Origin of the sequence: Gluconacetobacter sacchari (assembly GCF_014174255.1) — a bacterium.
Classification (GTDB): domain Bacteria; phylum Pseudomonadota; class Alphaproteobacteria; order Acetobacterales; family Acetobacteraceae; genus Gluconacetobacter; species Gluconacetobacter sacchari.
The window spans coordinates 25,080-51,526 of record NZ_JABEQJ010000034.1; the positions used below are offsets into that span (position 1 = coordinate 25,080).

At 65.6% G+C, this 26,447-nt stretch carries 28 protein-coding genes and 1 pseudogene; 12 read left to right on the forward strand and 17 right to left on the reverse strand.

What is annotated here, in order from left to right:
• Nucleotides 1–87: 87 nt before the first annotated feature.
• Entirely contained in the window at nt 88–486 is a 399-nt protein-coding gene (locus HLH48_RS19155) for a hypothetical protein (RefSeq protein WP_182999079.1), read from the forward strand.
• Between the two features lie 21 nt (nt 487–507).
• On the opposite strand, the gene mdoH is transcribed toward HLH48_RS19155, so the two are convergent.
• From mdoH to HLH48_RS19170, 3 genes are all read right to left on the reverse strand, one after another.
• Nucleotides 508–2,670, reverse strand: coding sequence for a glucans biosynthesis glucosyltransferase MdoH (gene mdoH, locus HLH48_RS19160; RefSeq protein ID WP_182999080.1), 2,163 nt, complete (start codon nt 2,668–2,670; stop codon nt 508–510).
• Nucleotides 2,658–4,199 carry a glucan biosynthesis protein gene (locus tag HLH48_RS19165; protein ID WP_182999081.1) on the reverse strand — a complete coding sequence of 514 codons (1,542 nt, stop codon included), beginning with the start codon at nt 4,197–4,199 and terminating at the stop codon, nt 2,658–2,660. The genes mdoH and HLH48_RS19165 overlap by 13 nt, the downstream gene beginning before the upstream one ends.
• Before the next feature lie 109 nt (nt 4,200–4,308).
• Complete coding sequence (locus tag HLH48_RS19170; RefSeq protein ID WP_182999082.1) at nt 4,309–4,650, reverse strand: winged helix-turn-helix domain-containing protein; 342 nt, start codon at nt 4,648–4,650, stop codon at nt 4,309–4,311.
• Between the two features lie 85 nt (nt 4,651–4,735).
• Between HLH48_RS19170 and HLH48_RS19175 the strand changes: the two genes are divergently transcribed.
• On the forward strand, nt 4,736–5,269 hold the full coding sequence (locus HLH48_RS19175) for a GNAT family N-acetyltransferase (protein WP_182999083.1): 534 nt from the start codon (nt 4,736–4,738) through the stop codon (nt 5,267–5,269).
• Nucleotides 5,270–5,290: 21 nt separating this feature from the next.
• Here HLH48_RS19175 and HLH48_RS19180 read toward each other — a convergent pair whose 3' ends face one another.
• The 5 genes from HLH48_RS19180 to HLH48_RS19200 all read right to left on the reverse strand — a co-directional run bounded on the left by HLH48_RS19180 (nt 5,291) and on the right by HLH48_RS19200 (nt 11,432).
• The gene (locus HLH48_RS19180) at nt 5,291–6,772 is read right to left on the reverse strand and encodes a mannitol dehydrogenase family protein (protein ID WP_182999084.1); all 1,482 of its coding nucleotides are present in this window, start codon (nt 6,770–6,772) and stop codon (nt 5,291–5,293) included.
• 5 nt (nt 6,773–6,777) lie between these two features.
• Complete coding sequence (locus HLH48_RS19185; protein ID WP_246387552.1) at nt 6,778–7,854, reverse strand: FUSC family protein; 1,077 nt, start codon at nt 7,852–7,854, stop codon at nt 6,778–6,780.
• A gap of 24 nt (nt 7,855–7,878) precedes the next feature.
• On the reverse strand, nt 7,879–9,453 hold the full coding sequence (locus tag HLH48_RS19190; RefSeq protein WP_182999086.1) for a DegQ family serine endoprotease: 1,575 nt from the start codon (nt 9,451–9,453) through the stop codon (nt 7,879–7,881).
• Nucleotides 9,454–9,552: 99 nt separating this feature from the next.
• Nucleotides 9,553–10,227, reverse strand: coding sequence for an SGNH/GDSL hydrolase family protein (locus tag HLH48_RS19195; protein WP_182999087.1), 675 nt, complete (start codon nt 10,225–10,227; stop codon nt 9,553–9,555).
• Nucleotides 10,227–11,432 carry an OpgC family protein gene (locus HLH48_RS19200; RefSeq protein WP_182999088.1) on the reverse strand — a complete coding sequence of 402 codons (1,206 nt, stop codon included), beginning with the start codon at nt 11,430–11,432 and terminating at the stop codon, nt 10,227–10,229. The genes HLH48_RS19195 and HLH48_RS19200 overlap by 1 nt, the downstream gene beginning before the upstream one ends.
• Before the next feature lie 207 nt (nt 11,433–11,639).
• Here HLH48_RS19200 and HLH48_RS19205 point away from each other — a divergent pair, with 207 nt between their 5' ends.
• Nucleotides 11,640–12,746 carry an Mrp/NBP35 family ATP-binding protein gene (locus HLH48_RS19205; RefSeq protein ID WP_182999089.1) on the forward strand — a complete coding sequence of 369 codons (1,107 nt, stop codon included), beginning with the start codon at nt 11,640–11,642 and terminating at the stop codon, nt 12,744–12,746.
• Here the strand turns inward: HLH48_RS19205 and HLH48_RS19210 are convergent.
• The 5 genes from HLH48_RS19210 to queA are packed head-to-tail and all read right to left on the reverse strand — an operon-like array spanning nt 12,724 to nt 17,125.
• Nucleotides 12,724–13,551, reverse strand: coding sequence for a TerB family tellurite resistance protein (locus HLH48_RS19210; RefSeq protein ID WP_182999090.1), 828 nt, complete (start codon nt 13,549–13,551; stop codon nt 12,724–12,726). The genes HLH48_RS19205 and HLH48_RS19210 overlap by 23 nt on opposite strands.
• A gap of 34 nt (nt 13,552–13,585) precedes the next feature.
• The gene (locus tag HLH48_RS19215) at nt 13,586–13,834 is read right to left on the reverse strand and encodes a ribbon-helix-helix domain-containing protein (RefSeq protein ID WP_182999091.1); all 249 of its coding nucleotides are present in this window, start codon (nt 13,832–13,834) and stop codon (nt 13,586–13,588) included.
• Entirely contained in the window at nt 13,831–14,904 is a 1,074-nt protein-coding gene (gene queG / locus HLH48_RS19220; RefSeq protein WP_182999092.1) for a tRNA epoxyqueuosine(34) reductase QueG, read from the reverse strand. The genes HLH48_RS19215 and queG overlap by 4 nt, the downstream gene beginning before the upstream one ends.
• Complete coding sequence (tgt, locus tag HLH48_RS19225; RefSeq protein WP_182999093.1) at nt 14,904–16,067, reverse strand: tRNA guanosine(34) transglycosylase Tgt; 1,164 nt, start codon at nt 16,065–16,067, stop codon at nt 14,904–14,906. The genes queG and tgt overlap by 1 nt, the downstream gene beginning before the upstream one ends.
• Nucleotides 16,064–17,125 carry a tRNA preQ1(34) S-adenosylmethionine ribosyltransferase-isomerase QueA gene (gene queA, locus HLH48_RS19230; protein ID WP_182999094.1) on the reverse strand — a complete coding sequence of 354 codons (1,062 nt, stop codon included), beginning with the start codon at nt 17,123–17,125 and terminating at the stop codon, nt 16,064–16,066. The genes tgt and queA overlap by 4 nt, the downstream gene beginning before the upstream one ends.
• A 110-nt stretch (nt 17,126–17,235) precedes the next feature.
• Between queA and HLH48_RS19235 the strand changes: the two genes are divergently transcribed.
• From HLH48_RS19235 to HLH48_RS19260, 6 genes are all read left to right on the forward strand, one after another.
• Nucleotides 17,236–17,457 carry a hypothetical protein gene (locus HLH48_RS19235; protein WP_182999095.1) on the forward strand — a complete coding sequence of 74 codons (222 nt, stop codon included), beginning with the start codon at nt 17,236–17,238 and terminating at the stop codon, nt 17,455–17,457.
• Between the two features lie 16 nt (nt 17,458–17,473).
• Nucleotides 17,474–17,965 carry a kinase inhibitor gene (locus tag HLH48_RS19240; RefSeq protein ID WP_182999096.1) on the forward strand — a complete coding sequence of 164 codons (492 nt, stop codon included), beginning with the start codon at nt 17,474–17,476 and terminating at the stop codon, nt 17,963–17,965.
• A gap of 80 nt (nt 17,966–18,045) precedes the next feature.
• Nucleotides 18,046–18,387 carry a hypothetical protein gene (locus HLH48_RS19245; protein ID WP_182999097.1) on the forward strand — a complete coding sequence of 114 codons (342 nt, stop codon included), beginning with the start codon at nt 18,046–18,048 and terminating at the stop codon, nt 18,385–18,387.
• A 53-nt stretch (nt 18,388–18,440) separates the two neighbouring features.
• On the forward strand, nt 18,441–20,180 hold the full coding sequence (locus HLH48_RS19250; protein WP_182999098.1) for a copper resistance system multicopper oxidase: 1,740 nt from the start codon (nt 18,441–18,443) through the stop codon (nt 20,178–20,180).
• Complete coding sequence (locus HLH48_RS19255) at nt 20,177–20,947, forward strand: copper resistance protein B (RefSeq protein WP_182999099.1); 771 nt, start codon at nt 20,177–20,179, stop codon at nt 20,945–20,947. Before HLH48_RS19250 ends, HLH48_RS19255 begins: the two co-directional genes overlap by 4 nt.
• 29 nt (nt 20,948–20,976) lie before the next feature.
• On the forward strand, nt 20,977–21,279 hold the full coding sequence (locus HLH48_RS19260) for a hypothetical protein (RefSeq protein WP_182999100.1): 303 nt from the start codon (nt 20,977–20,979) through the stop codon (nt 21,277–21,279).
• Nucleotides 21,280–21,296: 17 nt separating this feature from the next.
• Here HLH48_RS19260 and HLH48_RS19265 read toward each other — a convergent pair whose 3' ends face one another.
• Nucleotides 21,297–22,145, reverse strand: coding sequence for a LysR family transcriptional regulator (locus HLH48_RS19265; protein ID WP_182999101.1), 849 nt, complete (start codon nt 22,143–22,145; stop codon nt 21,297–21,299).
• A 243-nt stretch (nt 22,146–22,388) separates the two neighbouring features.
• Between HLH48_RS19265 and HLH48_RS19270 the strand changes: the two genes are divergently transcribed.
• Together HLH48_RS19270 and HLH48_RS19275 are read left to right on the forward strand one after the other, a co-directional pair.
• Nucleotides 22,389–23,309 carry a 2OG-Fe dioxygenase family protein gene (locus HLH48_RS19270; RefSeq protein ID WP_220795208.1) on the forward strand — a complete coding sequence of 307 codons (921 nt, stop codon included), beginning with the start codon at nt 22,389–22,391 and terminating at the stop codon, nt 23,307–23,309.
• Nucleotides 23,310–23,332: 23 nt separating this feature from the next.
• On the forward strand, nt 23,333–24,232 hold the full coding sequence (locus HLH48_RS19275; RefSeq protein ID WP_182999102.1) for a DMT family transporter: 900 nt from the start codon (nt 23,333–23,335) through the stop codon (nt 24,230–24,232).
• Nucleotides 24,233–24,346: 114 nt separating this feature from the next.
• Here HLH48_RS19275 and HLH48_RS19280 read toward each other — a convergent pair whose 3' ends face one another.
• Nucleotides 24,347–25,237, reverse strand: a complete 891-nt coding sequence (locus HLH48_RS19280) for an aldo/keto reductase (protein WP_182999110.1) — start codon at nt 25,235–25,237, stop codon at nt 24,347–24,349.
• 129 nt (nt 25,238–25,366) lie between these two features.
• On the opposite strand from HLH48_RS19280, the pseudogene HLH48_RS23365 reads away from it, so the two are divergent.
• Nucleotides 25,367–25,532 (forward strand): annotated as a pseudogene (locus HLH48_RS23365) (IS5/IS1182 family transposase); the annotation flags it as partial.
• Nucleotides 25,533–25,846: 314 nt separating this feature from the next.
• Here the strand turns inward: HLH48_RS23365 and HLH48_RS19285 are convergent.
• Together HLH48_RS19285 and HLH48_RS23605 are read right to left on the reverse strand one after the other, a co-directional pair.
• Entirely contained in the window at nt 25,847–26,152 is a 306-nt protein-coding gene (locus tag HLH48_RS19285) for an ATP-binding cassette domain-containing protein (RefSeq protein ID WP_182999103.1), read from the reverse strand.
• A 59-nt stretch (nt 26,153–26,211) separates the two neighbouring features.
• Nucleotides 26,212–26,447 (reverse strand): ATP-binding cassette domain-containing protein (locus HLH48_RS23605; protein ID WP_182999104.1); only part of this gene is annotated, 236 nt, incomplete at its 5' end.

The following is a 26,447-nucleotide window of genomic DNA, read 5'->3' on the forward strand; positions in this document are numbered from 1 at the left end:
GCCGGCCGGCGCTTCCTGCCATAGTCCCGCGGCGCGCAGCACCCCCGGGTCCGCGCGCCAGAGGAATATCCCAGTGGAATAGCCAGTGTGACGATCACCCATTCCGGCCGGCGTGCCGTCCTGTTCCTGTCCGGCCTCCTTGCCGCCACCCCCGCGATCGCCCAGGACGACGGAGCGGCCGGCTCCCCCGCCCTGGAACTCCAGAGAATCGTGGCGGCCCTGCAAGTCAATCCCAACGCCGCCAGCCAGGCCTGCGTCGACGCGCTGACCGAACTGCACAAGACCCAGGCCACGCTGGACGCCGAGCAGACACGGACCAACGACCCCGATGTGGATGTGGCACGCGACGTGCTGGAAACGGATTTCGAAACCGCGATCCATGACTGCCAGCCCGATGCGGCCGCCCTGTGCGCCAAGGGCGGCACCGACCCCAAGCTGGCCAAAGCCTGCCTGATGGTGGATCAAGCCGCCCCGCCGCCGAAATGAACCGACGGCCCCCCGGGCGCCTCACCCCCTCCGCAGGGCATCCAGCCGCGCCAGCCCGTCCGCGCTGGCCAGCACCGCGGCCTTTTCCGTCCGCTTCAGCCGCGCGACCGCGCTGTCCGGGTCCGGGCTCTCCGCCAGTTTCAGCAGCCCGACCAGCAGGTCGGGATTGATCGGGTCGCCCGGCCGGCGCGCCGGCGGCAGCATCGCGCGATGCGCCGCCATCAGCGCCGGATCGGCCAGCAGCAGATGGATCGCCTCGCCGCCCTCTCCGGCCGGCCGGGCGGCATTGGCGACGGCGGCGCGGCGCAGGATGTCCGGCGGCGACGTCTCCTCGGGGATCAGCAGCAGCCCGGCCCGCAACAGGGCCTGGCCGGCGGCGCGGCTGCCGGTCAGCGCGGCCAGCGGAATGGCGAAGGCCAGCCCCAGCAGCACCGGCGTCATCCACAGGAACAGCGGAATCGACACACTCCACGCACAGGTACCCAGGACCAGGCCGAACAGCATATAGACCCAATAGGCCCGCACCGTGTCCATCAGCGGCACCCCGCCATCGTCGCGCCGCTGCGCGTTCCAGCCCGAATCGCGGCCCATCAGGATCGACAGCACGCCCGAGGTCTGGATCAGCATCGCCACCGGCGCCACCAGCCCGCCGATCAGCGTCTCCACCAGCACCGACAACGCCGCCCGCACCGCCCCGCCGCACCCCCGGCGCGTGACCGGGTCGAACAGCAGCGCGACATAGGCCATCATCTTGGGCGCGAGCAGAATGGCCATGGTGCCGATGAACACGTATTTCGCCTGTTCGGGGTCGACATGCGGCCAGTTCGGATAAAGCGATTTGGTATCGCCGAAATATTCCGGCTTCTCGAAGCGCGATTGCAGCGAGATCAGGATGCCCGCCAGCAGGAACAGCAGCCACAGCGGCGAGGTGACGTACGAGCCGATTCCCATCAGCATGTGCAGCCGGCTGACCCAGTTCAGGCCGCGCGTCCCCACCACCTTGGCATGTTGCAGGTTGCCCTGGCACCAGCGGCGGTCGCGGATCGCGATGTCGGTCAGCGAGGGCGGGCTTTCCTCGTACGAGCCCGGGAGCGCCGGCACCATGTGAATGGCCCATCCCCCCCGGCGCATCAGCGCGGCCTCGACGAAATCATGGCTCAGGATATGCCCGCCGAACGGCTTGCGCCCCGGCAGGTGCGGCAGGCCCGCCTGCTCGGCGAAGGCCCGGGTGCGGATCACCGCGTTATGCCCCCAGTAATTCCCCTCCGACCCGTGCCACCAGGCAATGCCATGGGCGATCAGCGGCCCATAGACCCGGCCGGCGAATTGCTGCATCCGCGCGAACAGCGTGGTGCCGTTGACGATTTCCGGCAGGGTCTGGATCAGCCCCACACCCGGATGGCGCTCCATCGCCGCGACGATCCGCACCACCGTCCCGCCCGCCATCAGGCTGTCGGCATCCAGCGTGACCATCTGCGCGTAGGCCCCGCCGAAGCGGCGCACCCATTCGGCGATATTGCCGGCCTTGCGCTCGGTATTCACGGGCCTGCGACGGTAGAAGATGCGCGCGTCTCCCCCCGTCGCGGCCCGCAGGGCCAGGAACGCGGCTTCCTCCTCCACCCACACGTCTGGATTGGTGGTGTCGGAAAGAATGAAGAAATCGAACGATTCCAGCCGCCCCGTCGCCGCCATGCTGTCATACATGGCGCGCAGCCCGGCCATCACCCGGCCCGGACTTTCGTTATAGGTCGGCATCAGCAGCGCGGTGCGGCTGGACAGGGCCGGCAGGTCCCCCTCCCGCGCGATCCCCAGCCCCAGCCCGCCATGCCGCAGCAGCGACACGAACCCGCCGACGGCGGAGGTGAAAGCCAGCGCGATCCACTGGAACAGCAGCACGAACAGCACCAGCACGGCCACGCCCAGCACCGAATAGCCCACCGAGTTCAGCACCCGGTTCATCGCATAGGCGCCATAGGCCGTCAGCAGGGTGGCCGACCCGATCACCGCCAGCCGCCGCAGCGCCATCAGGGCGGGTTCGGTCACCGGCACGTGCGGGCGGCCATGCGTCAGGGGCGGCGCCGACAGCGATTGCGTCCGCATCTCCATCGGCGATTCGTCGGGCAGGGCACGAAAGGCGCCGCCATCGACGATGCCGGCGCGCGCGCGCTGGTCTAGGGTGTCCATCGATAGGTCCATTGTTCGGAGACCGGCCCGGCATCATTGGCCAGGACACAGGTCAGTTCCGCGATCTTGGCATTGCCGGGGGCGAATTCGAAGGTCGTCCGCCAGCCATGGATGGCCGGGTCGGGCTCGACCACCACATTGCGGATCGTACCGGCCGAACTGCTGGGCACCAGATGGAACCTGGCATCCGGGGCCAGGTTGTCGAACGGCGCGCCGCTGAAATCGATGGCGAAGAACCGCGCGGCCGGGTCGTCGGTCACCGCACCGACGCGCGTGGCGGCGATCCGCGCCAGCCGGGTCGGCCAGGGCGTATCCCATCCCCAGTACATCCGATAGGTGAAGGCATATTCCCGCCCCGCCGCCAGCCCGCCGCCCGGCCGCCAGAACGAGACGATATTGTCGTTCACCTCGTTGGCGGTCGGAATTTCCACCAGGTCGACCGCGCCCGCGCCCCAATCGCCGATCGGCTCGATCCACAGCGACGGGCGCTTTTCGTAGTTCAGCGCCAGGTCCTCGAAATCGGCGAAGGCCCGCTTGCGCTGCATCAGGCCGAACCCGCGCACCGAATTGTCCGAAAAGGCCGAGAATTGCAGATCGCGCGGATTGCGCAGCGGCCGCCACAATTGCTGGCCGCCGCCGGTCCAGATCGACAGCGCCTCGCTGTCATGCGCGGCGGGGCGCCAGTCATCGACATGGTTGCGGTCGTTGGCGTCGAAATAGAACATGCCCGTCAGCGGCGCGATGCCGGGCTCGTCGATCTTGGTGCGCGGATACAGGTAGGACTGCACGTCGAAGACCGTCATGTCGCCCGGGCGGATGGTAAAGCTGAAGGCCCCGGCCACCGAGGGGCTGTCCAGCAGCGCATGCACGACGACCGAATCCACGCCCGGCTGCGGCTTCTCCAGCCAGAAGGCACGGAACAGCGCGAATTCCTCGCCCTTCGGATTGCCGGTGCCATCGGCGAAGCCGCGCGCCGACAGGCCGTAATTCTGCCCCCGCGCCACCGCGCGGAAATAGGACGCGCCGAGAAAGACGCAGAATTCCTCCATCACGCCCGGCGTGTTGATCGCATAGCGCAGCCGCAGCCCGGCGAACCCCACATTGTCCGAGACCTTCAGCCTGGGGTCGCCATAGCTGAACAGGTCGGGGCTGTAGGGCACGGGCGCCGATTTGCCGTCGGCGACCTCATAGATCTCGATCCGCGGCCGATACAGGAAGCCACGGGGGAAGAACTCCACGTCGAAGGCCAGGTTCTGGCCATGCCACAGCGCCTGGTCCTCGCGATAGGCGATCGAGCGATACTGGTCGAAATTCAGCGCGTCGATCGCCGAAGGCAGCGCCTGGTCGGGCGCGCGATAGGCCTGGCGCGACAGATGCTCGGCGATCTGCCGCACCGTACCGGCATCGAAGGCACCGGTCGGCGCGGGGGCGGCCGGCGCGGCCGCATGGGCGGCGCGCGCGCCTGTCCCCAGCAGCGACAGCAGGGGCACGCCCGCCGCTCCGGTCTTCACGAGATCGCGTCTTAACATCCTTGCTCCCCAGACATCGCAGTCCATCAGTCATGACAAAGGCCTGTGGCCATATTGCGGCGTGTTGTTACAATCCCCAAGCGCGAAGATTTCGGCGGCAGAACCGCCGTCAACGCGACGCGAGGCGCGCTTGCAGCTCCCGCAGGGCCGGCCGGGCCGCCTGTTCCGCCCGCTCCTCGACCTCGCGATACAGGCGCAGGACGTCGCTGCCCGCCGGCGACAACGCGGCCCCCCCGCCGCCGCCCGGCCTGGTGGCGACCAGCGGCTCGGCAAAGGCCGCGTTCATGGCTTCGACCAGCAGCCACGCCCGGCGATAGGACATGCCCATCGTCCGCGCGGCGGCGGAAATCGATCCGGCCGCGCCGATGGCTTCCAGCAGGCGGATCTTGCCATGGCCCAGCAAGGGCTGGTCACGCGCGTCGATCCGCACCGTCAGACGCGTATCCTCCATCCCGCACACACCTCCCATCCCGGTCATGACCGGCCCATGCTATGCTGGAGTTCTCGCCCGCCTGTCGAGAGCGTTTTCCCTACCCATGATCACTGCCGCCCCCCTGCCCCACCCGCCCCGCACCCACTGGCGATCCATGCGCCCCGACGACCTCCCCGCCGTGCTGGACATCGCGGCGCGGGTGCATCCCGCCTATCCCGAAGGCCCGGCCGTCTTCACCGAACGGCTGGCCCTGTGCCCCGCCGGCTGCCTGGTTCTGGACCCGGGCACGGGGCCCGAGGGCTATGTCCTCAGCCACCCCTGGCGCGCCGCCGCCCCACCGGCGCTGGATCGCGCGCTGGGCGCGCTGCCGGCCCGGCCGGATTGCTGGTACCTGCACGATATCGCGCTGCTGCCCCATGTCCGGGGCCGGGGCGCCGCCGCGGACGCCCTGACGATCCTGGCCGGCCGCGCGACACAGTCTGGCCTGCCCAACCTCGCGCTGATCGCCACCGGCAGCGCGGCGGCGTACTGGCTGCGGGCGGGATTCACCCCGATCGACCAGCCCGATGCCGCCGCCATCCTGGCCAGCTACGACCCGAAGGCCCTGCTGATGACCCGCGCGGTGCAACCCGGCTGACGCGGCGAGGAAGCAGTGCCCTCAGTCCGGCAGGCCGCCGTACTGCGCCAACGCGGCCCGCACGCCGCTGTCGCGAATGGCCTTCCGGGCGGCGACGATGCCATCGGTCAGTGCCGGGCTCTGCGCGTCGCGCCAGCCATCGAAAGCCGGCAGCGCCAGCGCCGCGTGCAGGTCCACCGCATCCGCCAGTGCCAGGTGCGCCGCGTCCAGCGTCGGTTCGGCGGGCGTATAGCGCGCGCCGGTTTCGTCCACTCCACGCAACGCTTCCAGATAGGCCGCGATGCCAAACGCGATCCGCCGCAGATCCCCGCCATCGGAGAGCACGCGCCGCACCGTCTCGGTCCAGAAAACCTGGATCTTGGACGATCCGTCGCCGCCGATCCGCAGGAGTTGATCCGCCATCGCCGGATTGGAAAATCGCCGCAGCACGTCGCGCCGATAGGCCTGCGGATCCAGCCCCGGCGGCGCGTCAAGGCGCGGAATCACATCCAGTTCCAGATAGGCGTTGACGAACCGCGCCAGATCCGGGTCGCGCAGCGCCTCGTCCACCTGGCGGTAGCCCAGCAGGATGCCAGGAAAGGCCAGCAGGATATGCGACGCATTCAGCATCCGCACCTTCACATGCTCATAACCGGTCACGTCGGTGACGAACTGGACGCCCGCCTTGTCCAGCGCCGGCCGGCCGGCGCAGAACCGGTCCTCCACGACCCACTGGGTAAAATCCTCGGCCACCAGCGGCAGCGCGTCGTCCAGGCCGCTGGCGTCGTTCAGCGCGCGGGCGATCGTATCGTCCACCGACGGCGTGATGCGATCGACCATCCCGTTGGGAAAGGTGACATGCGCCTCGATCCACGCCGCCAGATCCGGATCGCGCGCTCGGGCAAAACCCAGGAACGCCGTCCGCGCCACATCGCCATTATGGCGCAGATTGTCGCAGGAAAGCACGGTAAACGGTCCAACCCCGGCAGCCCGGCGCCGGGCCAGGGCCTCGATAACATAGCCGAAGATCGTCGCCGGCGGCGCGTCACCCGCCAAGTCGGCCCGCACCGCGGCATGATCCAGGCGGAATTCCCCCGTCGTCTCGTCGATATTGTAACCGCCCTCGGTGATCGTCATGCTGACGATGCGAATCGACGGGTCGGCCAGCAGGTCCAGCACGGCCTGCGGGTCGGCCGGAGCCAGCAGATAGGCACGCAGGGCACCGATCACCCGGACCGTTCGCCCGCCGTCCGGGGCGGCCTCGGTAAGGGAATAGAGGCAGTCCTGCCCGATGAACTGCTCGGCCTTGCGTTCCGAGCGGCCGCCCGCCGTCAGCCCGACACCGGCAATCCCCCAGTCCTGCTGCCCCGCCAGCGCCAGGCAGCGATCGACATAGAAGGCCTCATGGGCGCGGAAGAAGTTGCCGACGCCGAAATGCACGATCCCGGTCCCGATGGCCTGCGGATCATAGCCGGGCGCGGATACGCCAGCCGGGAGTGCGTTCAGACTCATCTGGTTCAGCATGGCCTCTATCCTTCGCCTCTGTTCGTCCTCGCATATGGAGCCACCATGCCGTCAGACCAAACCGCCTGGACCACGCGTTCCAGATCGGCATGGAGCATTCCCAGCGTAAACTGCATCGGCGGGCTCCAGTAAGGGCCCGGCGGGTGCAGCACCGCCAGCACGGTTGCCGCATCCTCGCGCGCGATCCGCCGGCGGCCGCGTGCCCCGCGCGCGCAGCGGCGCGAAAGCTGCGACAGCACGCGCGCCAGCGCCCGCCGTTCGGTATCCAGGGCGGCATCCAGGGTCGGCAACTCCCCGGCCTCGGTGGCGGCCCGCGCGGCGAACACCGCACTGCCGCGCAGGCGCCGCAGGAGTCCGGGCAGGACTTCCAGCAGCGGATCGGGCCGCCGACGCAGGACGCGCAGCCCCTCCACCTGAGCCTCGGCCACCGCGCCGTAAATTTCCTGCAAATGGGTGCGGCAGGCCTCGTCAATCGTTTCGATTGAGTCATGATCGAGTTCACCACGCAGAGCCCGATCCAGCAGATCGGCGATATCGGCGACCAGCCGGCCCGAGGCCGTCAGCACGTCGCTTCGCGCCGCATCGTGCAGCACGAACATCGCGACCACGAGCGCGGTCACGACGCCGATCAGGATCGAGGCGATTCGGTCCAGCGGACGCAGGAACGGGTCGCCGCTGATCGGAAACAGCAGCACGATCATCAGCGTCACGGCGGCGAAGCGCAGATTCGGCCGCGCCGCCGCCAACAGCGCCAGCGGCGTCAACGCCAGCCAGAAAGCCAGCCAGCCCGGCACCAGCCCAGCCTGGATCAGCAGAATGGCGAGCAGCCCCGCCCCCGCCCCTACCAGCGTGCCCACGATCTGGTCCCGCCCGGTGGTCAGGGTCTGGGTGATGCGGCTCTGCGTGACGATGACCGAGGTAATCACCGACCAGACCGGTTCGTGCAGATGCACCGCCCGCGCCAGCAGGTCCGACAACAGCACCGACACCAGCAGGCGCGCCGCCTGCCGGATCTCGGCCCCCCTGGGTTCCAGCACCCGGCGGATCGCCGCCCAGCGCGCGGGCAGCGGCGCAGCCGTCATGTCCTGTTCCATCTGGCGTGGACGTTACTTCGCGTCGTCCGCCAGCGGCAGCGGCACCCACCGCAGACCGTCGCTGTTCTGGATCAGGAGCAGGACCGACCGCCGATGCTTCGCCCGCGCCGCCTCGATCAGCCGCCGCAGGTCGGCAGGGGTCGCGACTTCCGCCTGCTGGACCTGGGTGATCACGTCGCCGGCCCGCAGGCCGCGATCCGCCGCCGGCCCGTCCTGGGCCACATCGGTCACGACCACGCCCTTCTGCCCCTCGGCCAGGTTGAATTTCTGGCGAGCGACATCGTCGATCGCGCCCACCGTCATGCCCAACCCCTGCAACGGCACGCTGCCCCGCGCCTTGGCATCAGGCTTGGGCGCAGGCGCTTCCTTGGGGTCCTCGGGCAATGCGCCCACGGTGACCGAGGCCGTCACCACCTGGCCATGCCGCCAGACGCCCAGCTTGACCACCTGTCCAGGAGCGGTATCGGCCATAAGGCGCGGCAGGGCGCGCCCATCGATATCCTTGCCGTTCAGGGTCTGGATCACGTCGCCGACCTGCAACTTGGCCGCCGCGGCCGGACCCTTGGCCTCGACCCCGGCGATCAGCGCGCCATGCGCGGCCTTCAGCCCCAGCCCGTCCGCGATGTCCTGGGTCACGTCCTGAATCCGCACGCCGATCCAGCCGCGCGAGACTTTGCCTGTCCGGCGCAACTGGTCGATGATGCCCCGCGCCTCGGCCGAGGGAATGGAGAAGCCGATGCCGATCGACCCGCCGGAAGGCGAGTAGATCGCGGTATTGATCCCGATCACCTGCCCCTGCATGTCGAACAGCGGGCCACCCGAATTACCCTTGTTGATCGGCGCGTCGGTCTGGATGAAATCGTCGTACGGCCCCTGCTCGATATTGCGGCCGCGCGACGAGATGATGCCCGCCGTCACCGTCCCCGACAGGCCGAACGGGTTGCCGATCGCCAGCACCCAGTCGCCGACCCGCGCGCGGTCGCTGTCGCCGAAGGCAACGGCCGGCAGCGGATGCGGCGATTCGACTTTCAGCACCGCCAGGTCGGTCCGGTCGTCATGGCCCAGCAGCCTGGCCTTGAGCACGGTATTGTCCTGAAGCGTCACCGTAATCTGGTCCGCGTGGCGGATGACATGGTTGTTGGTGACGATAATCCCCGACGCATCGATGATAAAGCCCGATCCCAGGGCCTGCATCTTGCGCGGCGCGGCCTCGGGGCCGTTCTGGTGGCTCATGAAATCATGGAAGAATTTCTCGAACGGCGATCCCTCGGGAAAGTTGGGGATCTGCGGCGCGTCCTCGCCCTCGCCATCCGGATCGCCGTCGTCGCCGGGCTTGACCGTCTCGGTGGTCGAGACATTGACCACGGCCGGCAGCAGCCGCGCCGCCAGGTCGGCGAAACTGTCGGGCGTGCCCCGCCCCGGCGCGGGCAGGTGGATCGGCGGCGCAGCATCGGCCGACGGCGGAACCGGCAGGGGCGCCACCATCGCCGGTTCGGCCCGGGCAATGCCCGCCGCGATCAGGGACAGGGAGGCCGCCAGCCCGATGGCGGCGAACGGACGAGAGGTAACCGGAACAGGCGAGGACATGGGGCGAAATGCTTCCAGCAGGCAGGTCGTCGTGACGCGGCTATCCTAGAGCATGATCACGCCCGAATCGGAAGGGCAGACCCACAGCCCAGCCCGCGATCAGTCGCCGGGGGCGAACGCACCCGCCGGCGCGCCGGTCAGTTCCACCAGCCAGCGCGCGACCGCCTCGCCCAGCAGCAGGTAGCCCCGGTCGCCCATATGCAGCCCGTCGGGCGACAATTCGTCGCGGTCCATGCCCAGTTCGGCGCACCAGGATTTCATGCGGGCATACCGGCCGAAGACCGGAATCCCCAGTTCCGCGCCAATGCGATGCACCGCCGGGACGAAGGGCGGAAAAGCCGCGCATTCCTCCAGCATCCGGCAATATTGCGGGTCGATCAGCGCCAGATCCGCTCCCGTGCGACGGGTGGCCAGCAGGTCCTGGCGCGTCAGATCCTCATAGGTTTCCAGCTTTACGCCCTGCCAGGCATCGTTGCTGCCGGTCTGCCACATCACCAGATCCGCCGCGTCGGCCAGCACACCGGGCAGGCGGTCGTGCATTTCCTGCGCGCCGTTGCCGCCGATCCCGCGATTGACCACCGTCAGCCCACCGGTCGCGAACGGCGCGAGGGTCCGCTCGAACACGGCGGCAAAGCCATGTTCCGGGCTGCTGGCACCGATCCCCTCGGTGGTCGAGGAACCGAAGAGGGTCACGCGCACCGGCCGACCCCGCCGCAGCCGTTCAGTCAGACGCGGCAGGACAGGAGATGGCGCATGTTCGGTCGCATCATTCATCAATGGGCTCTTTCCAGTACGGTCGCGGCGGACGTGGGGGCATGGCCCGCCGCCTGACGCTGTTTCTGCCTGACGCGGATCCGGTCGAGAACCGTCGCCAGTTCCCACAGGATGGCAAATCCGATCACATTCACCGCGATCTGGAGCATCCAGCCCGACCCGAACGAGGTGAAGATCAGGCGCGCATACAGATCGATCACCGTCCCGGCGGAGAAGACTTCCAGCGAATGGCGCCCGAACAGCGCCATCACTCGCCCGATGCGCCCTTCGGCAGCACCTCGCACGCCGTGCGAGGACTGGACCAGATAGAAGATCGCCAGCACGTCCAGCAGCCGCAGCGGCGCCAGCACGCTCTTGTCCGGCGCGGTGAGGACGAAGGGCCGCAGGTCGGGCAGCCCCCATTGCTGCCAGGGAAAGGCCTCCAGCGCCGACACCGCCAGATAGAGTCCGCATGCCACGCGCAGCCAGCCCCGGCGCGGCAGGCTGCCACCGTGCCGCCCCGCCATCACGGCGGCACAGGCCCCCAGCGTAAACAGGAACTGCCAGGCCAGCGGATCGAAATACCAGCCGTCCGGGTCCAGCCAGTTGGGGAAATTGATCGACGGGTCGAGATTGATCAGCAGCCACAGCCCGGCGCTGAGCGCCAGCGTCGTCCACAGGCTGGTCCGCATCATCAGATAGATCAGCGGGAAGACACCCAGCAGCACCATATAGAGCGGCAGGATGTTCAAATTGCTGGGCAACGCGTCGAGGAACAGGACACGCCAGAAGGAACTCAGCCCATGCGCCAGTTCAGGCTCCAGGAAATCGACCGGCACCGGCCAGAAGGCGCGCCAGTAGCGAATGGTGGCCGTCGTCACCACCACCATCACGGCCTGGAAGACATACAGCTTCGCGCAACGCCGCCAAACCCTGCCCACTCCGGCGCGCAGCCCTACCCGTTGGAAATTCCGGCCATAGGCCAGCCACGACGCATAGCCAGCCAGCAGAACGAAGATCTCTGCCGCGTCGGCGAAGCCAACATTACGCAACGTGAAGCGGTTGAGCACGTTCTGGGGGATATGGTCGACGAACATCATCAGCAGCGCGACCCCGCGCAGCGCGTCGACCCGATGGTCGCGCCGGCTGCCGGACGGCGTGGCTGGGCCCGGCGCCTGCTGTCCTGACCCGGACGAGGCCTCCGGGCGCGACACGGATGAAGTCATGTCGGCCGGTTCTCCTACCCGCCGCGAACATGCGGCGCTTTTCGATAGATGGAACGGAGCCGGCCGCCGCTCCAGCCCCGTTGCGATTTCTTACATATGCCCCGAACGCGCCCCCGCGACCATTCCGATTTGCGCGGGGGCGGATTTCGCCTATGTCCGAGCAACGACGCGACCACGCCCCGCGCGGCCGCCAGGGAAGGACAGACCATGACGGAACCTACGCCGGCGCGGATCGCCGATATTCTGCGCCAGATCCGCGACGCGGACGGATCGACGATCCTGGACCATGCGGCGCTGGACACCACGATGCTTCGTGACGGAACGCTGCATGTCGCCCTGGCCACTGACCGGGCGGCGGCGGCCCGCATCGGGCCACTTCTGCCGGCGGCCGAGCAGGCGCTGCGCACCCTGCCTGGCGTCGACGCCGCCAGCGTGATCCTGACCGCTCATCGCCCCGCATCGGCCCCCGCCCCCGCTGGCCACCGGCCGCTGAATCTGGGTGGCCCCGGTAGCAAGGCCGCGCAGCAGGGGCCGCTCCTGCCCGAGGTACGCGCGGTCATCGCCGTGGCATCGGGCAAGGGCGGCGTCGGCAAATCGACGACCGCCGTCAATCTGGCCGTCGGACTGGGGATGGAGGGACTGCGCGTCGGCCTGCTGGATGCCGATATCCACGGCCCCTCCCTGCCCCGCATGATGGGCCTGCACCAGCCGCCGCAGGTTCGCGACGGTCGCATGGCACCGCTGGAGGCGTGGGGCATCCGCGCCATGTCCATCGGGCTGCTGGTCGATGAACGGCAGGCCATGATCTGGCGCGGGCCGATGGTGATGGGTGCGCTGGGCCAACTTTTGGGCGACGTGGAATGGGGCGCGCTGGACGTGCTGGTCGTGGACATGCCGCCCGGTACCGGCGACGCGCAGTTGACCCTGGCGCAGAAGGTCGCGCTGGCCGGGGCGGTCATCGTTTCCACCCCTCAGGACATCGCGCTGCTGGACGCGCGGCGCGGGATCGCGATGTTCGAGAAGATGAACGTCCCCGTGCTTGGGATGGTCGAAAACATGTCCTATTTCTGCTGCCCCGATTGCGGCCACCGCACCGACCTGTTCGGCCATGGCGGCGCACGGGCCGAGGCCGAGGCGCTGGGTGTGCTCTTCCTGGGTGAAATCCCGCTGCTGGCCGATATCCGCGCCAGCGCCGATGCCGGCGCGCCGATCGTGATCGCCGCCCCCGACAGCCCGGCAGGGCAGGCTTATCGAGCCCTGGCCCATACCGTGGCAGCAACGGTCATGCGGACTACAGCTTCCGGTCGCGCTTGATCCGGTCCCAGGCGGCGTTGATCTGCGCGATCCGTTCGGCCGCCGCCTCCAGCGCCGCCGCGTCGGCACCGCGGGCGGCCATGGCATCCGGATGGTGTTGGCGGACCAGGACGCGCCAGGCCGAACGCACCTCGGTATCGGTCGCGCCCCGGGACACACCCAGCACGGCATAGGCGTCGATCTCGCTGACGCCGGGGCGGGCACCGCCGGATTCGGCGCGGTCCCACGCGCCGGGGCTGAGGCCGAAGGCCTGGTGGACACGACGCAGGAAACGGATTTCCGCCGGATGCAGCGCCTCGTCCCGTCCCTGATCGGCGCGCGCGATCGTGAACAGGACGGCCAGCGCCTCTTCCAGCATTTCGGGCTTGTCATGAAAGGCACGGCCCAGTTCGGCGGCGAACGGCTCGAAATCATCGACCCGCTGCCGAGCTTGGTCGAACAGGCGGCCGACGTCGCTCGCATTCTGGGCCGGGATCTGGAACCGGCGCTTGAAAGCGTCGATCTCGGCCCGGTTGACCGGCCCGTCGCATTTGGCGACCTTGGCACTCAGCACGACCATGACCAGCCCGTAGAGCTGGTCGCGCTTGCCCATCACCGATGCCAGCTTGGCCGCGACGAACGTCGCCGCCCCGTTCGGATCGGCATTCATCCGGGGGGCCCAGCGATCGGTCCACCCGCCGACCGGCGTGTCCAGGATCGATCCGTTATCGGCCGCGTGACCGAGCGCCGCGCCCAGCACGGCCCCCATCGGGCCGCCGACCGCGAACCCCGCCACACCACCGAATACTTTACCCCAGATCGTCATTCTTCCCGCCCAGATGTCCGGACCAGCCTTGACCCTAGCACGCGCCCGGCGTGCTCCCCAAATCAGCGCCCGCCTGCGCCGCCTGCAACGCTGCGACCCGCAGGGCGGACGCCAGCGGCCGCGCCGGATCGCGCGCGGAATCGATCCCGGCGATCAGCGCGGGCAGGCCGAGCCCGCGCCTGCGGGCCATGCCATCCAGTGCCAACCAGAATTCGGGTTCAAGCGCCACGCTGGTACGATGCCCGGACAAGACCAGGCTGCGCTTGACCAGGCCCCCGCTCATCCCCGCAGCCGTCCGACCGCCCAGCGGGCGGTCCCGGCCACCACCGGGTTCGGGTCGTCGCACAGATCCTGCGCCACAGGCATCAGGGCGGGCTGGCACGCATTGCCGATCGCCACCAGCACGTTGCGTACAAACCGGTCGCGGCCGATCCGCTTGACAGGCGAGCCGGAGAACAGGGCGCGGAAGCCGGCATCGTCCAGCCGCGCCAATTCGGCCAGGTACGGCGCCGTCAGATCGTCTCGCGCGCGCAGTTTCATGTGACGCGACTCCACAGCGAAACGATTCCAGGGGCAGACAGCCAGGCAATCGTCACAACCATAGATCCGATTGCCCATCGCCACGCGGAATTCCTCGGGAATCGGGCCCGGATTCTCAATCGTCAGGTATGAAATGCAGCGCCGCGCATCCAGTTGATATGGTGCGGGAAAGGCGTCGGTCGGGCAGGAATCCAGGCAGCGGCGGCACGACCCGCAGCGCCCGCCAGAGGCGTCGGATGCCGGAAGAACCAAAGTGGTGTAGATCTCGCCCAGAAACAGCCAACTGCCATGCTGGCGCGAGACCAGGTTGGTATGTTTGCCCTGCCAGCCCAGCCCCGCCTGTTCGGCCAGCGGCTTTTCCATCACCGGCGCGGTGTCGACGAAGACCTTGACGCCCGGGTAGGCCCCCGCACGCTGACCTTGCGCCACCACGAACTGGGCCAGATGCTTGAGCATGCCCTTGACCACATCGTGATAGTCGCGATGACGGGCATAGACCGAGATATTGCCCCGCTCCGCCAATCGCGTCGTCGCCAACGCGTCGCCAGGCGGGGCGTAGGACAGGCCCAGCGCGATCACGCTCCGTGCCTCGGGCCATAGGGCGCGCGGATCGCCGCGCTGCTCCACCCGGTCGGCCAGCCAGTCCATTGCGCCGTGATGACCGGCCGCCAGGAAGTCCGCCAGGCGCCGCCGGGCATCGTCGCCCAGCGTGGCGGCGCAGAAGCCCACCGCGTCGAACCCCAGCGCCAGCGCCTTGTCGCGAATGGCATCGCGCAGCCCGATGGCACGGTCGGACGGCAGACCGTTTTCCATCAGGGAACCGGCGGGATGTCGGGCGGAGGCATTTCGTCCGGAGTCCAGTCCTCCCTCGACCATTCGGTGCGTAGCCGGGCCGCATGGCCCTCCAGCGTTCCTTCCACGATCGCGGTCCGGATGCCGCGCATCAGGCGTTGATAATAGGCCAGATTGTGCCACGTGAGCAGCATCGGACCCAGGATCTCGTTGGCGCGGAACAGATGATGCAGGTAGGCGCGGCTGTGCCGGGTGCAGGCCAGGCAATCGCAATGCGGCGAGATCGGGCGCGCGTCCACCGCGTGCCGCGCGTTGCGCAGGTTCAGCGTGCCCCGCTCGGTATAGGCGCGCGCCGTACGGCCAGCCCGGGTGGGCATGACGCAGTCGAACATGTCCACCCCGCGTTCGACACTGCCCAGCAGGTCGTCCGGCGTGCCGACACCCATCAGATAGCGCGGGCTTTCCCATGGGATCAGTGGCGTGGTGACGTCCAGGGTCGAGAACATCAGGTCCTGCCCCTCGCCCACCGCCAGGCCGCCGATGGCATAGCCCTCGAAGCCGATCCCCGTCAGGGAGCGTACGCTTTCGGCCCGCAATTCGGGCTCGGTACCGCCCTGGATGATGCCGTATTGGGCATAGCCCTGGCGGGGCACGAAGGCCTCGCGGCAGCGCGCGGCCCAGCGCATCGACATCCGCATCGATTGCGCGATCACTTCCGGCGCGGCCGGCAGGGCCGGGCATTCGTCGAAACACATGGTGATGGTGGCGTCCAGCGCGTGCTGGATGTCGGTCGAACGTTCGGGCGTCAGCCGGTGCCTGGAACCATCGATGTGCGAGTTGAATGTCACCCCGTCCTGGTCCAGCTTGCGTAGCGGGCCCAGCGACATGACCTGGAAGCCGCCCGAATCGGTCAGGATCGGACCCGGCCAGTCCATGAAGCGATGCAGGCCGCCAAGCGCGCGGACGCGCTCCGCACCCGGCCGCAGCATCAGGTGATAGGTGTTGCCCAGAACGATACCGGCGCCGGTCGAGCGCACAGCATCCATCGTCATCGCCTTGACGGTGCCGACCGTGCCCACAGGCATGAAGGTCGGCGTCGGCACGATGCCGTGGGCCGTGTGCAGATGGCCTGCCCGCGCACGGCCGGAGCGGGCCTGTTCGACCCAGCGGAATGCTGTGCTCATGCCTCCGGTCCCGTCGGCGCGCGGTGCAGCAGGCAGGCATCGCCATAGGAGTAGAAACGGTATCCCGCGCCGATGGCGTGGGCGTAGGCGTCGCGCATCCTGTCATATCCCGCAAAGGCGCAGACCAGCATGAACAGGGTCGAGCGCGGGAGGTGGAAGTTGGTCATCAGCAGGTCTACCGCGCGGAAGCGGTAGCCGGGGCGGATGAAGATCGCGGTGTCGCCGGCGAAGGGGCGGATCGTGCCGTCATGGTCGGCGGCGCTTTCCAGCAGGCGCAGCGAGGTGGTGCCGACAGCCACGATCCGACCGCCGGCGCGGCGGGTGCGGTTGAGCTTTTCGGCCGTTTCCTCGGTGATCGTGCCGCGTTCGGCGTGCATGCGGTGGGTGGCGATGCTGTTGCCGCGCACGGGCAGGAAGGTGCCCGCCCCGACATGCAGGGTCAGCGTGCAGCACGCCACCCCGGCAGCCTCTAGTGCTGCGAGAAGCTGGGGGGTGAAATGGAGGCCTGCCGTCGGTGCGGCGACTGCGCCGCGATGGGCGGCGAAAAGGGTGGCATAGTCCTGGCGGTCCTGTTCGGTGGGCCCCTGGGGACGGGCGATGTAGGGGGGGAGTGCGAGCACGCCCGCCGTCTGGAGAAAGGCGTCGAACGCCGCGCCTTCGGTATCGAAGCGCAGGATCACGCCACCCTCGTCGTCGCGCGACAGGATGGCGGCGGTGTTGGGCGTGCCGGGAAAGGTCAGCACGTCGCCGGGGCGCAGCCGACGGGCGTTGCGGGCCAGCGCGTGCCAGGTGCCGTCGGGCAGGATCCGGTCCAGCGTGATGCCGATCCGCGCCTCGCCACGCCTGGCGTCGAGCTGGGCGGGGATGACGGCGGTGTCGTTGGCCACCAGCAGGTCGCCCGGACGCAGCAGCGACGGCAGGTCGCGCACCACGCGGTCGTGGAACGGACCCGTCGGCATGATGTCCAGCAGCCGCGCGGCATCGCGCGGGCGTGCCGGATGCTCGGCCACCAGTGCCGGGGGCAGGTCGAAATCGAAATCGGAGACTTGATCACTCATCGGATGCCCCATTTACGGAATCCGGCGCCGCGTGGCCAGCACGATGCGACGGTTGGACAGCGGGGACGGCGGCCGTCAGAATAGTGGCCTTTCAAACCGGAGTTCGATCCATGTCCTATGCCGCGCTCGACGCCGCCCGCGTCGCCCGTGCCTGCCAATCGGCGCTGACCGTCCTGGAGGGCAGCGACGAGACGTCCGAAGCCCATGTGCGCAAGACGCTGATGGTCCAGCGCATCGCGGCGCTGGCCGAGGCGGCCGCGGAATCGCCGGCCGGGGGCGCCGTCGTGACCCTGACCTCGGAGGAATTCTGGCTGGTCAGCAAGAACTGGTAAGCCCAAGGAGACCGACATGACTTTCACCCTGACCAGCCGCGCCTTCAAGGACGGCGAGCGCCTGCCGGACGCCCAGGTCTTCGACGGCATGGGCTATCGCGGCGGCAATATCTCGCCGCCGCTGGCGTGGAGCGGCGCGCCCGAGGGCACGCGCGGCTTCGCCATCACGATGTACGACCCCGATGCCCCGACCGGGTCGGGCTGGTGGCATTGGGTGGTGGTGAACATTCCCGCCAGCGTCTCCAGCCTGGCCGCCGGCGCCGGGTCGGGCGATGCCGACCTGCCCGAGGGCGCGTTCATGACCCGCACCGATTACGGCGGCAACGCCTATGGCGGCGCGGCGCCGCCGGCCGGCCCGGCGCACCGCTATATCTTCACCGTCCACGCGCTGGATACCGAGACGCTGAGCGTGCCCAGCGATGCCTCGGGCGCGATGGTCGGCTTCTTCCTGCACAGCCATTCCCTGGGCGCGGCGAGCCTGACCGCCTTGTTCGGCAAGGATGCCTGAAAGGGGTTCCTGTGCATGCCCCCAGCGGGTATAGGGGGGATATGGAACCGCATTTTCGCGTCGGCGCGCAGGAGCCCTGAATGACCAGGACACATGCCCGGATTTCGGCGGGGTTTCTGGTCTGCCTGCTGATGCAGGTGTGGGTGCTGGTCGGCCTCGTGCCCGCGCATGCGGACAGGGCCCCGATGATGCGTCACCATGGAGCCGCCATGGTGACGCATCATTGCGCCGACATGCACCATGATGAAAAATGCTGCCATGTCCATGTGGCCTGTGCCGACCTTTCGCCACCGGAGGCGACCCTGCTGCCGGGACTGCCGCCGGAAATGAGAAGGCTGGCCTTCGTGGCGTACGATCTGGCAGTTCCCCCCAGCACCGACGGGATGCCGTCGTTCCGGCCACCGAAAATCCGCGCTGTCTGAACGCCTGACGGGCGTATCGCCTTCTGACAGTCCATTTTTAGCGGATCCTTGCCATGTCCATACCGTCCCGCATGCCGGGCGGCCTGACGCGTCGTCGTTTCGTCACGGGGGTGGGAGCAGGCGGCATTCTGGCCGCCCTGCCGCGCCCGTCGCGGGCGTTGGCCATGCCTTCGGGCATGCTACCGCCCGTCGCATCGGCGACCTGGAACCTGAATGTCGGCCGTTCGTGTATCGATATCGATCATAAATCCCTGAACGCGCCCTGTGTCGGGGGCACCGTTCCCGGGCCCATCCTGCGCTGGCGGCAGGGCGACACCGTCGCGATCAACGTGACCAACGGGCTGACGCACGAGGACACGTCCATCCACTGGCACGGCATTCGCGTGCCATCGGGCATGGATGGGGTGCCGGGCCTGAGCTTTACCGGCATCCGGCCCGGCGAAACCTTTACCTATCGCTTTCGCGTCCATCAGAGCGGCACGTACTGGTATCACAGCCATTCCGGCATGCAGGAGGCACAGGGGCTGTACGGCGCGGTGGTGATCGACCCGCGCGACCCGGTGCCCGCCCCCTGCGACCGGGACTATGTGATCCTGCTGTCGGAATGGACCGACGTGGCGCCGTCGGACATCGTCAGCAACCTGAAGATGCAGGACGACTATTATGTTTTTCGCCAGCGTACCGCCGCGTCCTTTCCGGCGGACGCACGGCGGGCCGGGAGCGCCCTCGCCGCGCTGAAGGACAGGCTGGCCTGGTCGCGGATGCGGATGGCCGCGACGGATATCGCCGATGTCAGCGGGATCATCTACACCTATCTGCTGAACGGCCATGCGCCGGACATGAACTGGAGCGGCCTGTTCCGACCCGGCGAGCGTGTGCGGCTGCGCTTCGTGAACGCATCGTCCATGACGTTCTTCGATATCCGCATTCCCGGCCTGGAGATGCTGGTGGTGCAGGCCGACGGCAATGACGTCGAGCCCGTTCCGGTCGACGAATTTCGTATCGGCGTGGCCGAGACCTATGACGTGATCGTGCAGCCGAAGGACGATCGGGCCTATACGATCTTCGCCCAGAGCGAGGATCGCACCGGCTTTGCCCGCGGCACGCTGGCGCCACGGGAGGGCATGGCCGGAGCGGTACCGCCGATGGACCCGCGACCCGTGCGCACGATGATCGACATGGGCATGGGCGACATGAAGCCCGGCGAGCGCATGGCGGACATGGCCGGCATGGATATGGCCCATATGGGCGGCATGGCCATGCCGGCGATGGAGGTGGACGACCCCGGGCCGCCGCCGATCAGTGTCGAGAACCAGAACGTCGCCATGATGCCGGTGGACCGCCTGGGCAGCCCCGGGGACGGGCTGGAGCAGAACGGCCGGCGGGTCCTGACCTACCGGCAGTTGCGGGCCACCCGGCCGGGCGCCGACCCGCGCCCGCCGACGCGGGAGATCATCCTGCATCTGACAGGGAACATGGAGCGCTATATCTGGGGCTTCAACGGCCGGAAATTCTCGGAATCGGGGCCGATCCGGCTGACGCTGGGCGAGCGGGTGCGCTTTACGCTGATCAACGACACGATGATGGAGCATCCGATCCATCTGCATGGATTATGGAGCGAGCTGGAAAACGGCCAGGGGGACTATCGGCCTTACAAGCACACGATCATCTCCCAGCCCGGGTCGCGCCTGAGCTACCTGGTGACCGCCGATGTGCCGGGCATGTGGGCCTATCACTGCCATCTGCTCTATCACATGGATCTGGGCATGTTCCGCACGGTGATCGTGGCATGAGGGGCGTGCTGGTCTTCGCGGCGCTTCTGCCGCTGCTGCCCGCCCGCCCGGCATGGGCGGGCGGGCGCTATGTCGCCGCCGACGCGCCGTCGGCGACGCCGGTTGCCTATCTGGGCACTCTCCAGCCCGTCATGGACCTGGGCCGCTATTTCCATGGCATTCTCGACGAATTCGAGGCCCGGTATTCCGCCGCCGGCCCGGCCTTCCGCTGGGACGGCGAGGCGTGGTACGGCACGGATTACAATCGGATCTGGCTGAAATCCGAAGGTACGGTCGAAAATGGCAGGCTGGGCGACGGCGACCATGAAGTGCTCTACAGCCGCGCGGTTTCGACCTATTTCAACCTTCAGGGCGGTGTGCGGGCCGACCTGGATGATGGGCCGACCCGCACCTGGGGCGCCTTCGGCATCCAGGGGCTGGCGCTTTATGAATTCGAGGTCCAGGCCACGGCCTATGTCAGCGACCGGGGGCGTTTCGCCGGCCGGGTCGAAGGGTCCTATGATTTTCTGCTGACCAACCGGCTGATCCTTCAGCCGCAGGCCGAATTCAACCTCTACACCAAGGCAGACGCCGGACGGCAGGTGGGCGCCGGTTTGTCGGATGTCGATGCCGGACTGCGCCTGCGCTACGAAATCTGGCGGAAATTCGCGCCCTACGTGGCCGTGACCTATGCGGGGCACCTGACCCAGGCGCGGCGGATCGTCCGCGACCAGGGGGGCGAGACCGGCACGCTGCGATTTACCTTCGGGATTCGAAGCTGGTTCTGATTTTTTACATCGACGGAAAGGATTTCTGCATGCGTAACGTCTTTTGCATCCTGACGGCCGCCTTCCTGGCCGGGGCCGCCCATGCCGCGCCGATACGGGCGATGCCTGGCATGGAAATGGACCACAGGACCATGTCGCCCGCGACGCACACGCCGGACCCGATGGCCGGCATGCCGATGGACCGGCAGATGGCGCTCTGTGCCGACCTTGAAAGCCGGGAGCGGCAGGGCAAGACTTTGTCGCCAACCATGGCGCGGCAGCGCGCCGCCTGCCGTGGCATGACCATGGGGGCGCCCGCACAGGCCGCCCCGGCCGCGACCACGGAGCGCTGAGAGGCGGCCTGGCGCGCTCATCGTCCTGCCATCCGCATGGCACAAGCGAGCTCGGTTGCCGCGGGCGACATGGTTTGTGCCGCGAAATGAAGCGTGATCGCAAAGGAGCACAAATCGGGCAAGCTGGCATCGGTCAGGACCACGAGATCTTCCGGGACAATGGACGACAGCCATGGCATGACGGCCAGATCCGCGCGGACCGTCGTCATCGCCGCCTCGATACTGCCGGTTTCGAAGGCGCTTCGCCAAGGCGTACCGCTTTCATGCAGGGCGTCCAGCAGGATAGGACGAAAGGCGCATGTCGCCGGCACCATGGAAATTGGCAGCGGGCAGCGGCTGAAGGCCTGGCCGCCTCGGGCACCCACCCAGACCAGCCTATCCACGGCCAGGCATTCACCTGTCTCCTGCCCCGCCGGTTCCTCGAGAATGGCGAGATCCAATTCTCCCTTCCTGAGGAACTCCTTCAGATCCGGAGACGCGGAGGAAACGAGGAATAACTCGACCTGGGGCCAGGTCTCCGAAAACGCCTTCAGAATGGGGGCAATCATGGTGCCGATCAGGTCGGGGGGCACGCCGAGACGTAACGGCCCCTTGAGCGCCTGTTCGCCGAAATCGTCCAGAATTTCGTCGTTAAGCGCGAGCAGGTGCCGGGCTTTGCGGAGCAGGCGCTCTCCCGACCGCGTCAGTCGCAGACCTGCACGCGCACGCTCAAACAGCGGCCATCCTAACTGATCCTCCAATCGCCTGACATGTTGACTGACCGCTGCCTGCGTCAAATGCAGCTTATTCCCTGCGTTTGTCATGCTGGAGCAGTCGGCTACGGTGACGAAGGTGCGAATCAGCAGAAGATCGAGTGTGCGTGCCATTTTGGCATCATGATTCGTGATGCAGAGCACGTCAATTTATCGTTCTTCCAATCTTTAAAGATGACATATAATTGAAAATCAAGCGTGGGAAATGTCGCAGGTTCCTGATGAATATCAGACGATAAAAAGCAGCAATGTGAAACAGGTTCGGCGTAATGTACGGTACCCACTTGCAAAACGGGTTGCCACACCGCGAACGGTCGCAATTCATTTCTTTTGTTTTGATAGAGAAGATTCGTATCCATGCGGAAAAAGCGATTAAATGGCTTGCTATGGGAAATACATGAAGCATATGTGAAGAATCGCTTTGTTGCCGTTGACGGTAATGACATGATCCGCATTCTTGAGGAACTAGGTGCCAGAGACGAAGATTTTTATACTTTGAAGACGGTGGGCGAGCATCTGGCTCCAGACCCTACACTTCCGTTTCGAGAAACAAATGGGGGGCGCTTCTGCCTCGACTCAGAACGGAACAAAATAAGTCGGCTTGAATTTCAGCCGTTCGTTCTTTCGATTGCAGAAGATTTTGTACGTCACGATTCTGGAAAATTACGAAGCTTTCGTGGCATTGGGGACAATCTTCAACTAAACAAGGCATTCCACGCGCTCTTATTTTTTAAATATTTCATTATTCGCGATGTGAATGTGTCACCCCGAGCCAACTTGGATATGTCTTCCGCAAAGTGGGTATCAACTGTATTTCCTACGCGAACGATCACGACGCCCGATCTGCTGGGCGAACCAGCTCTGGAAGGGGTCCATAGCGACGGCGTCGACCACACTATGACCTCTCTATTGGGAAGTCATAACATGATGAATGACAGTGCCAAAACATTTATACATGACATGAGAGAAGAGAATTCGAAACGATGGAATGAAACAAACCGCCTTCTCAGAACAGGTGAATTTCAGCATAAGAAATTTCTGGATACAGTCCTAATAATCGATCACGAAAGAAAGCACAGCCTTTCGCCAGTGCATGCGACTGATCCTAACCAGAGAGCTACACGTGATGTAATAATTTTTTTTACACGCAAACCAGCGACCGAAGGTCATATTTCATACCATTACGATTCATTCAATCCTCACCTTGAATTTCCGCTGAGCCTTGACATTCCACAACCTCCAGTAATCGTTCGTGCGGACGATAGCCGTAACGGCTGATTCGTCAAAAAAAAGAGAGGGTCATGCAATCCCCATCCTTGCAACTTGCCATCGCAATGGCGCTTTCCGGAACTATCGGCGTCTTTGTCGTGCAAAGCACCCTTGATCCGATAAATTTCGTATTCTGGCGTTGTATATTCGGTGCCATGTCCCTCGGTATCTGGTGTCTCGTTCGTGGATTATTTTCCTACTTTCATAGGCGCGATATCATCGCGGCCGTGGCGTGTGGCGCACTTATCGTGTGCTCCTGGGTTTTGTTCTTTACCTCCTATGGACTGACATCGATCGCGACGGCAACGATAGTTTACCATATTCAACCTTTCTTTGTTATCATATGTGGTGTCCTGTTTCTTAAAGAAAAAGTGACGCGCTTGCAGATTGCATGGATTGCCGCGGCTTTTATTGGCGTGGCACTTTCCAGTGGCTTGTTCTCCAAAGGAACAACGGGTGAAAAGCACGCACTAATGGGAGTGCTGCTCGCACTGCTCGCCGCCGCTGCTTATGCGCTCATCACCATCATTACGAAGGGAATCCGTAGCCAGCGGGCCGAAATCACAACATTCTGGCAGCTTGCAACTGGTGCCATTCTTCTGGCACCGTTCGCCGGCTATAGTCATCTGCCAGGCTGGCCAGCGTGGGGATGGATCATCGGTGCCGGTGTGATCCTTACAGGTCTATGTTATGCCTTGATGTTCAATTCGTACCCGCATCTGAGCACGGCAACGATAAGCTCCCTGACGTTCATATATCCGCTCGTGGCGATTCTTTGTGACAATCTGGTCTATGGTCATCGTTTGACAGCCATCCAGTATATCGGAGCCGTCTTGATTGCCGTTGCGACCCTGGGCGCGAGATTTCGATGGAGCATGCCGCGCGGGGCAGCGATATGGGCGGGACCGAGAGAGGACCTGGATGCGGGATGACGATACTCCTTGTTCTGCACATTATTGTTCGTGAGATGCCGTAGCGCGCGAGCCGCTCGGGCGGCGACCATGGACCGCCGAGGGCCTGCCCTGGTAAGCTGCCTTGCGCGGCCTTCAGGAGGCCGCGTGAAACGCCTTGCGGCCTTCTTCATCGAGTGCCGCGGCGTCGTCATCGGACAGCGGGATGTCGACGGCGGCGACGTTCTGCTCGAGATGCGCGACCTTGGACGTTCCCGGGATCGGGAGCATGACCGGGCTGCGCTTCAGGATCCAGGCCAGTGCGATCTGACCCGGGTGGGCACCGTATTTTCCGGACATCGTGTCCAGTATCGAGCCGGGCTTCGCGAGGTCGCCGGCGGCGAGGGGGAACCAGGGGATGAACCCGATGCCTTGCGCGGCGCAATGGTCGAGCACGTCCTCACTGGTGCGATCGACCAGATTATAGCGGTTCTGCACCGTCGCGACGTCGAAGAATTGCGATGCCACCGCGATCTCCGCAATGGAAACCTGGCTTAGCCCCGCGTGGCGAATGAGTTTCTGGTCGATCATCGACCTGATCGCATCAAACTGTTCGTCGGCCGGGACCTTGGGGTCGATACGGTGCAACTGCCAGAGGTCGATCTGTTCGACGCCGAGATTGCGCAGGCTTTTATGCACCTGCTGGAGCAGGTATTCGGGTCGCCCGACCGGGCGCCAGATGTCGGGCCCCGATCGGGTCAGGCCGCCCTTGGTCGCGATCACGAAGCCCTGGGGGTAGGGATGCAGCGCCTCGCGGATCAGCCATTCCGACACGTCCGGCCCGTAGGCATCGGACGTATCGATGAAGTTGACGCCGAGCTCGGGGAGGCGCCGCAGCGTACGGATGGCTTCGTCATGATCGGCAGGTGGGCCCCAGACGCCTTTGCCGGTAATGCGCATCGCCCCGAAGCCGAGGCGGTTGACGCTGAGCGCGCCGCCGATGCTGAAGGTGCCGGATCTGGCCGCATCATGATGTGAAGTGCCCATTGTGGCCTGCCTTTCATCGTCGAGATTGGTACCGCGCGCCGGCTTGCGCGCATGCCGACAGGCAGATAGATATGGGCAGGCCGCCGGAACAGACAATGAAGCGTTCCGCATTTCTCGAAGGCTGTTCCGACACTCAACCGTTTGCATCATGCGCTCTATGTCTGTTGTCGGGTCCAAGCGAGGCGCGAGGCCAGTCCGATAGTGGCGATCATCGACAGGCAGAGTGTCAAAAGCACAAAAAAGGATCTCGCACCCGGCGGGTTTCGACGCTGGCAAGAAGATCAAGGGTAAGAAATGTCTTCCTCCGATCGATACGACCGGCCCTGGAACTGGAAAACTTCACGACAGCACCAGCATACCCACGCCGCCTGAACACGCACGCGTCTCACGCCAGATGCTCGAATGGACGGATCCACCTCAAACGATCTTTCGCGTGGGTCATACGATTCGGAAGGCTCGTCACAGATTATGAGCGGCACGCCTCGATACTTGCAAGTCTCCATACCATCGATTTAGCATGCTCCAAGATTAAAAATTCCGCTATATTCGATATAGACATGTAGAATATTTCATAAATACTTCGGCAGATGAAATTTATATCTTGTATGTCTACTGAGAAATTAAACCATCGACCGTCAAATTATACACGAAATCGAATCTAGACCGCTGCATAATTGCTCCGTGCATAATCACCAAAAGTGTCTTTCCCCGAGAAATTCGAAAAATCGCATTCATTACGGTCTCCCCGGAATAATCATCCAAATTTGCGAGAGGTTCATCAAATACGTATAAATCTGCCTCCCTTGAAAGAGCCAAGGCTATGGCAACTTTCTTCTGCTGGCCGACCGACAAATTATATGGGAGCACGTCCATGATCTCTGCCCGCGCCAACCCGAGTTCCTCGACGATGGACACGCTCAATCCCAGTTGCGAAACTCTAATCGGCGGTAAATAAATTGGAAGTATACATGAACTTATTTTTTTGGTCTTCTTATTTTTCCGCCAAACGTAGAGAAGTGCCCGGAAATTATATTAGCTAATGTCGTTTTTCCAGCGCCATTTTCTCCTTCTATCAACACTGATTGGCCATAGGATACAGCTAGCCCGGAAATCTCACACGGGCCTTCCGAGCCTGTGTCGCGGGTGGGAATGCTCGTGATCTGATGTGTGTCGCTGGGCGTCGCGGGTGCTTTTCCGTTTTCCAGACAAA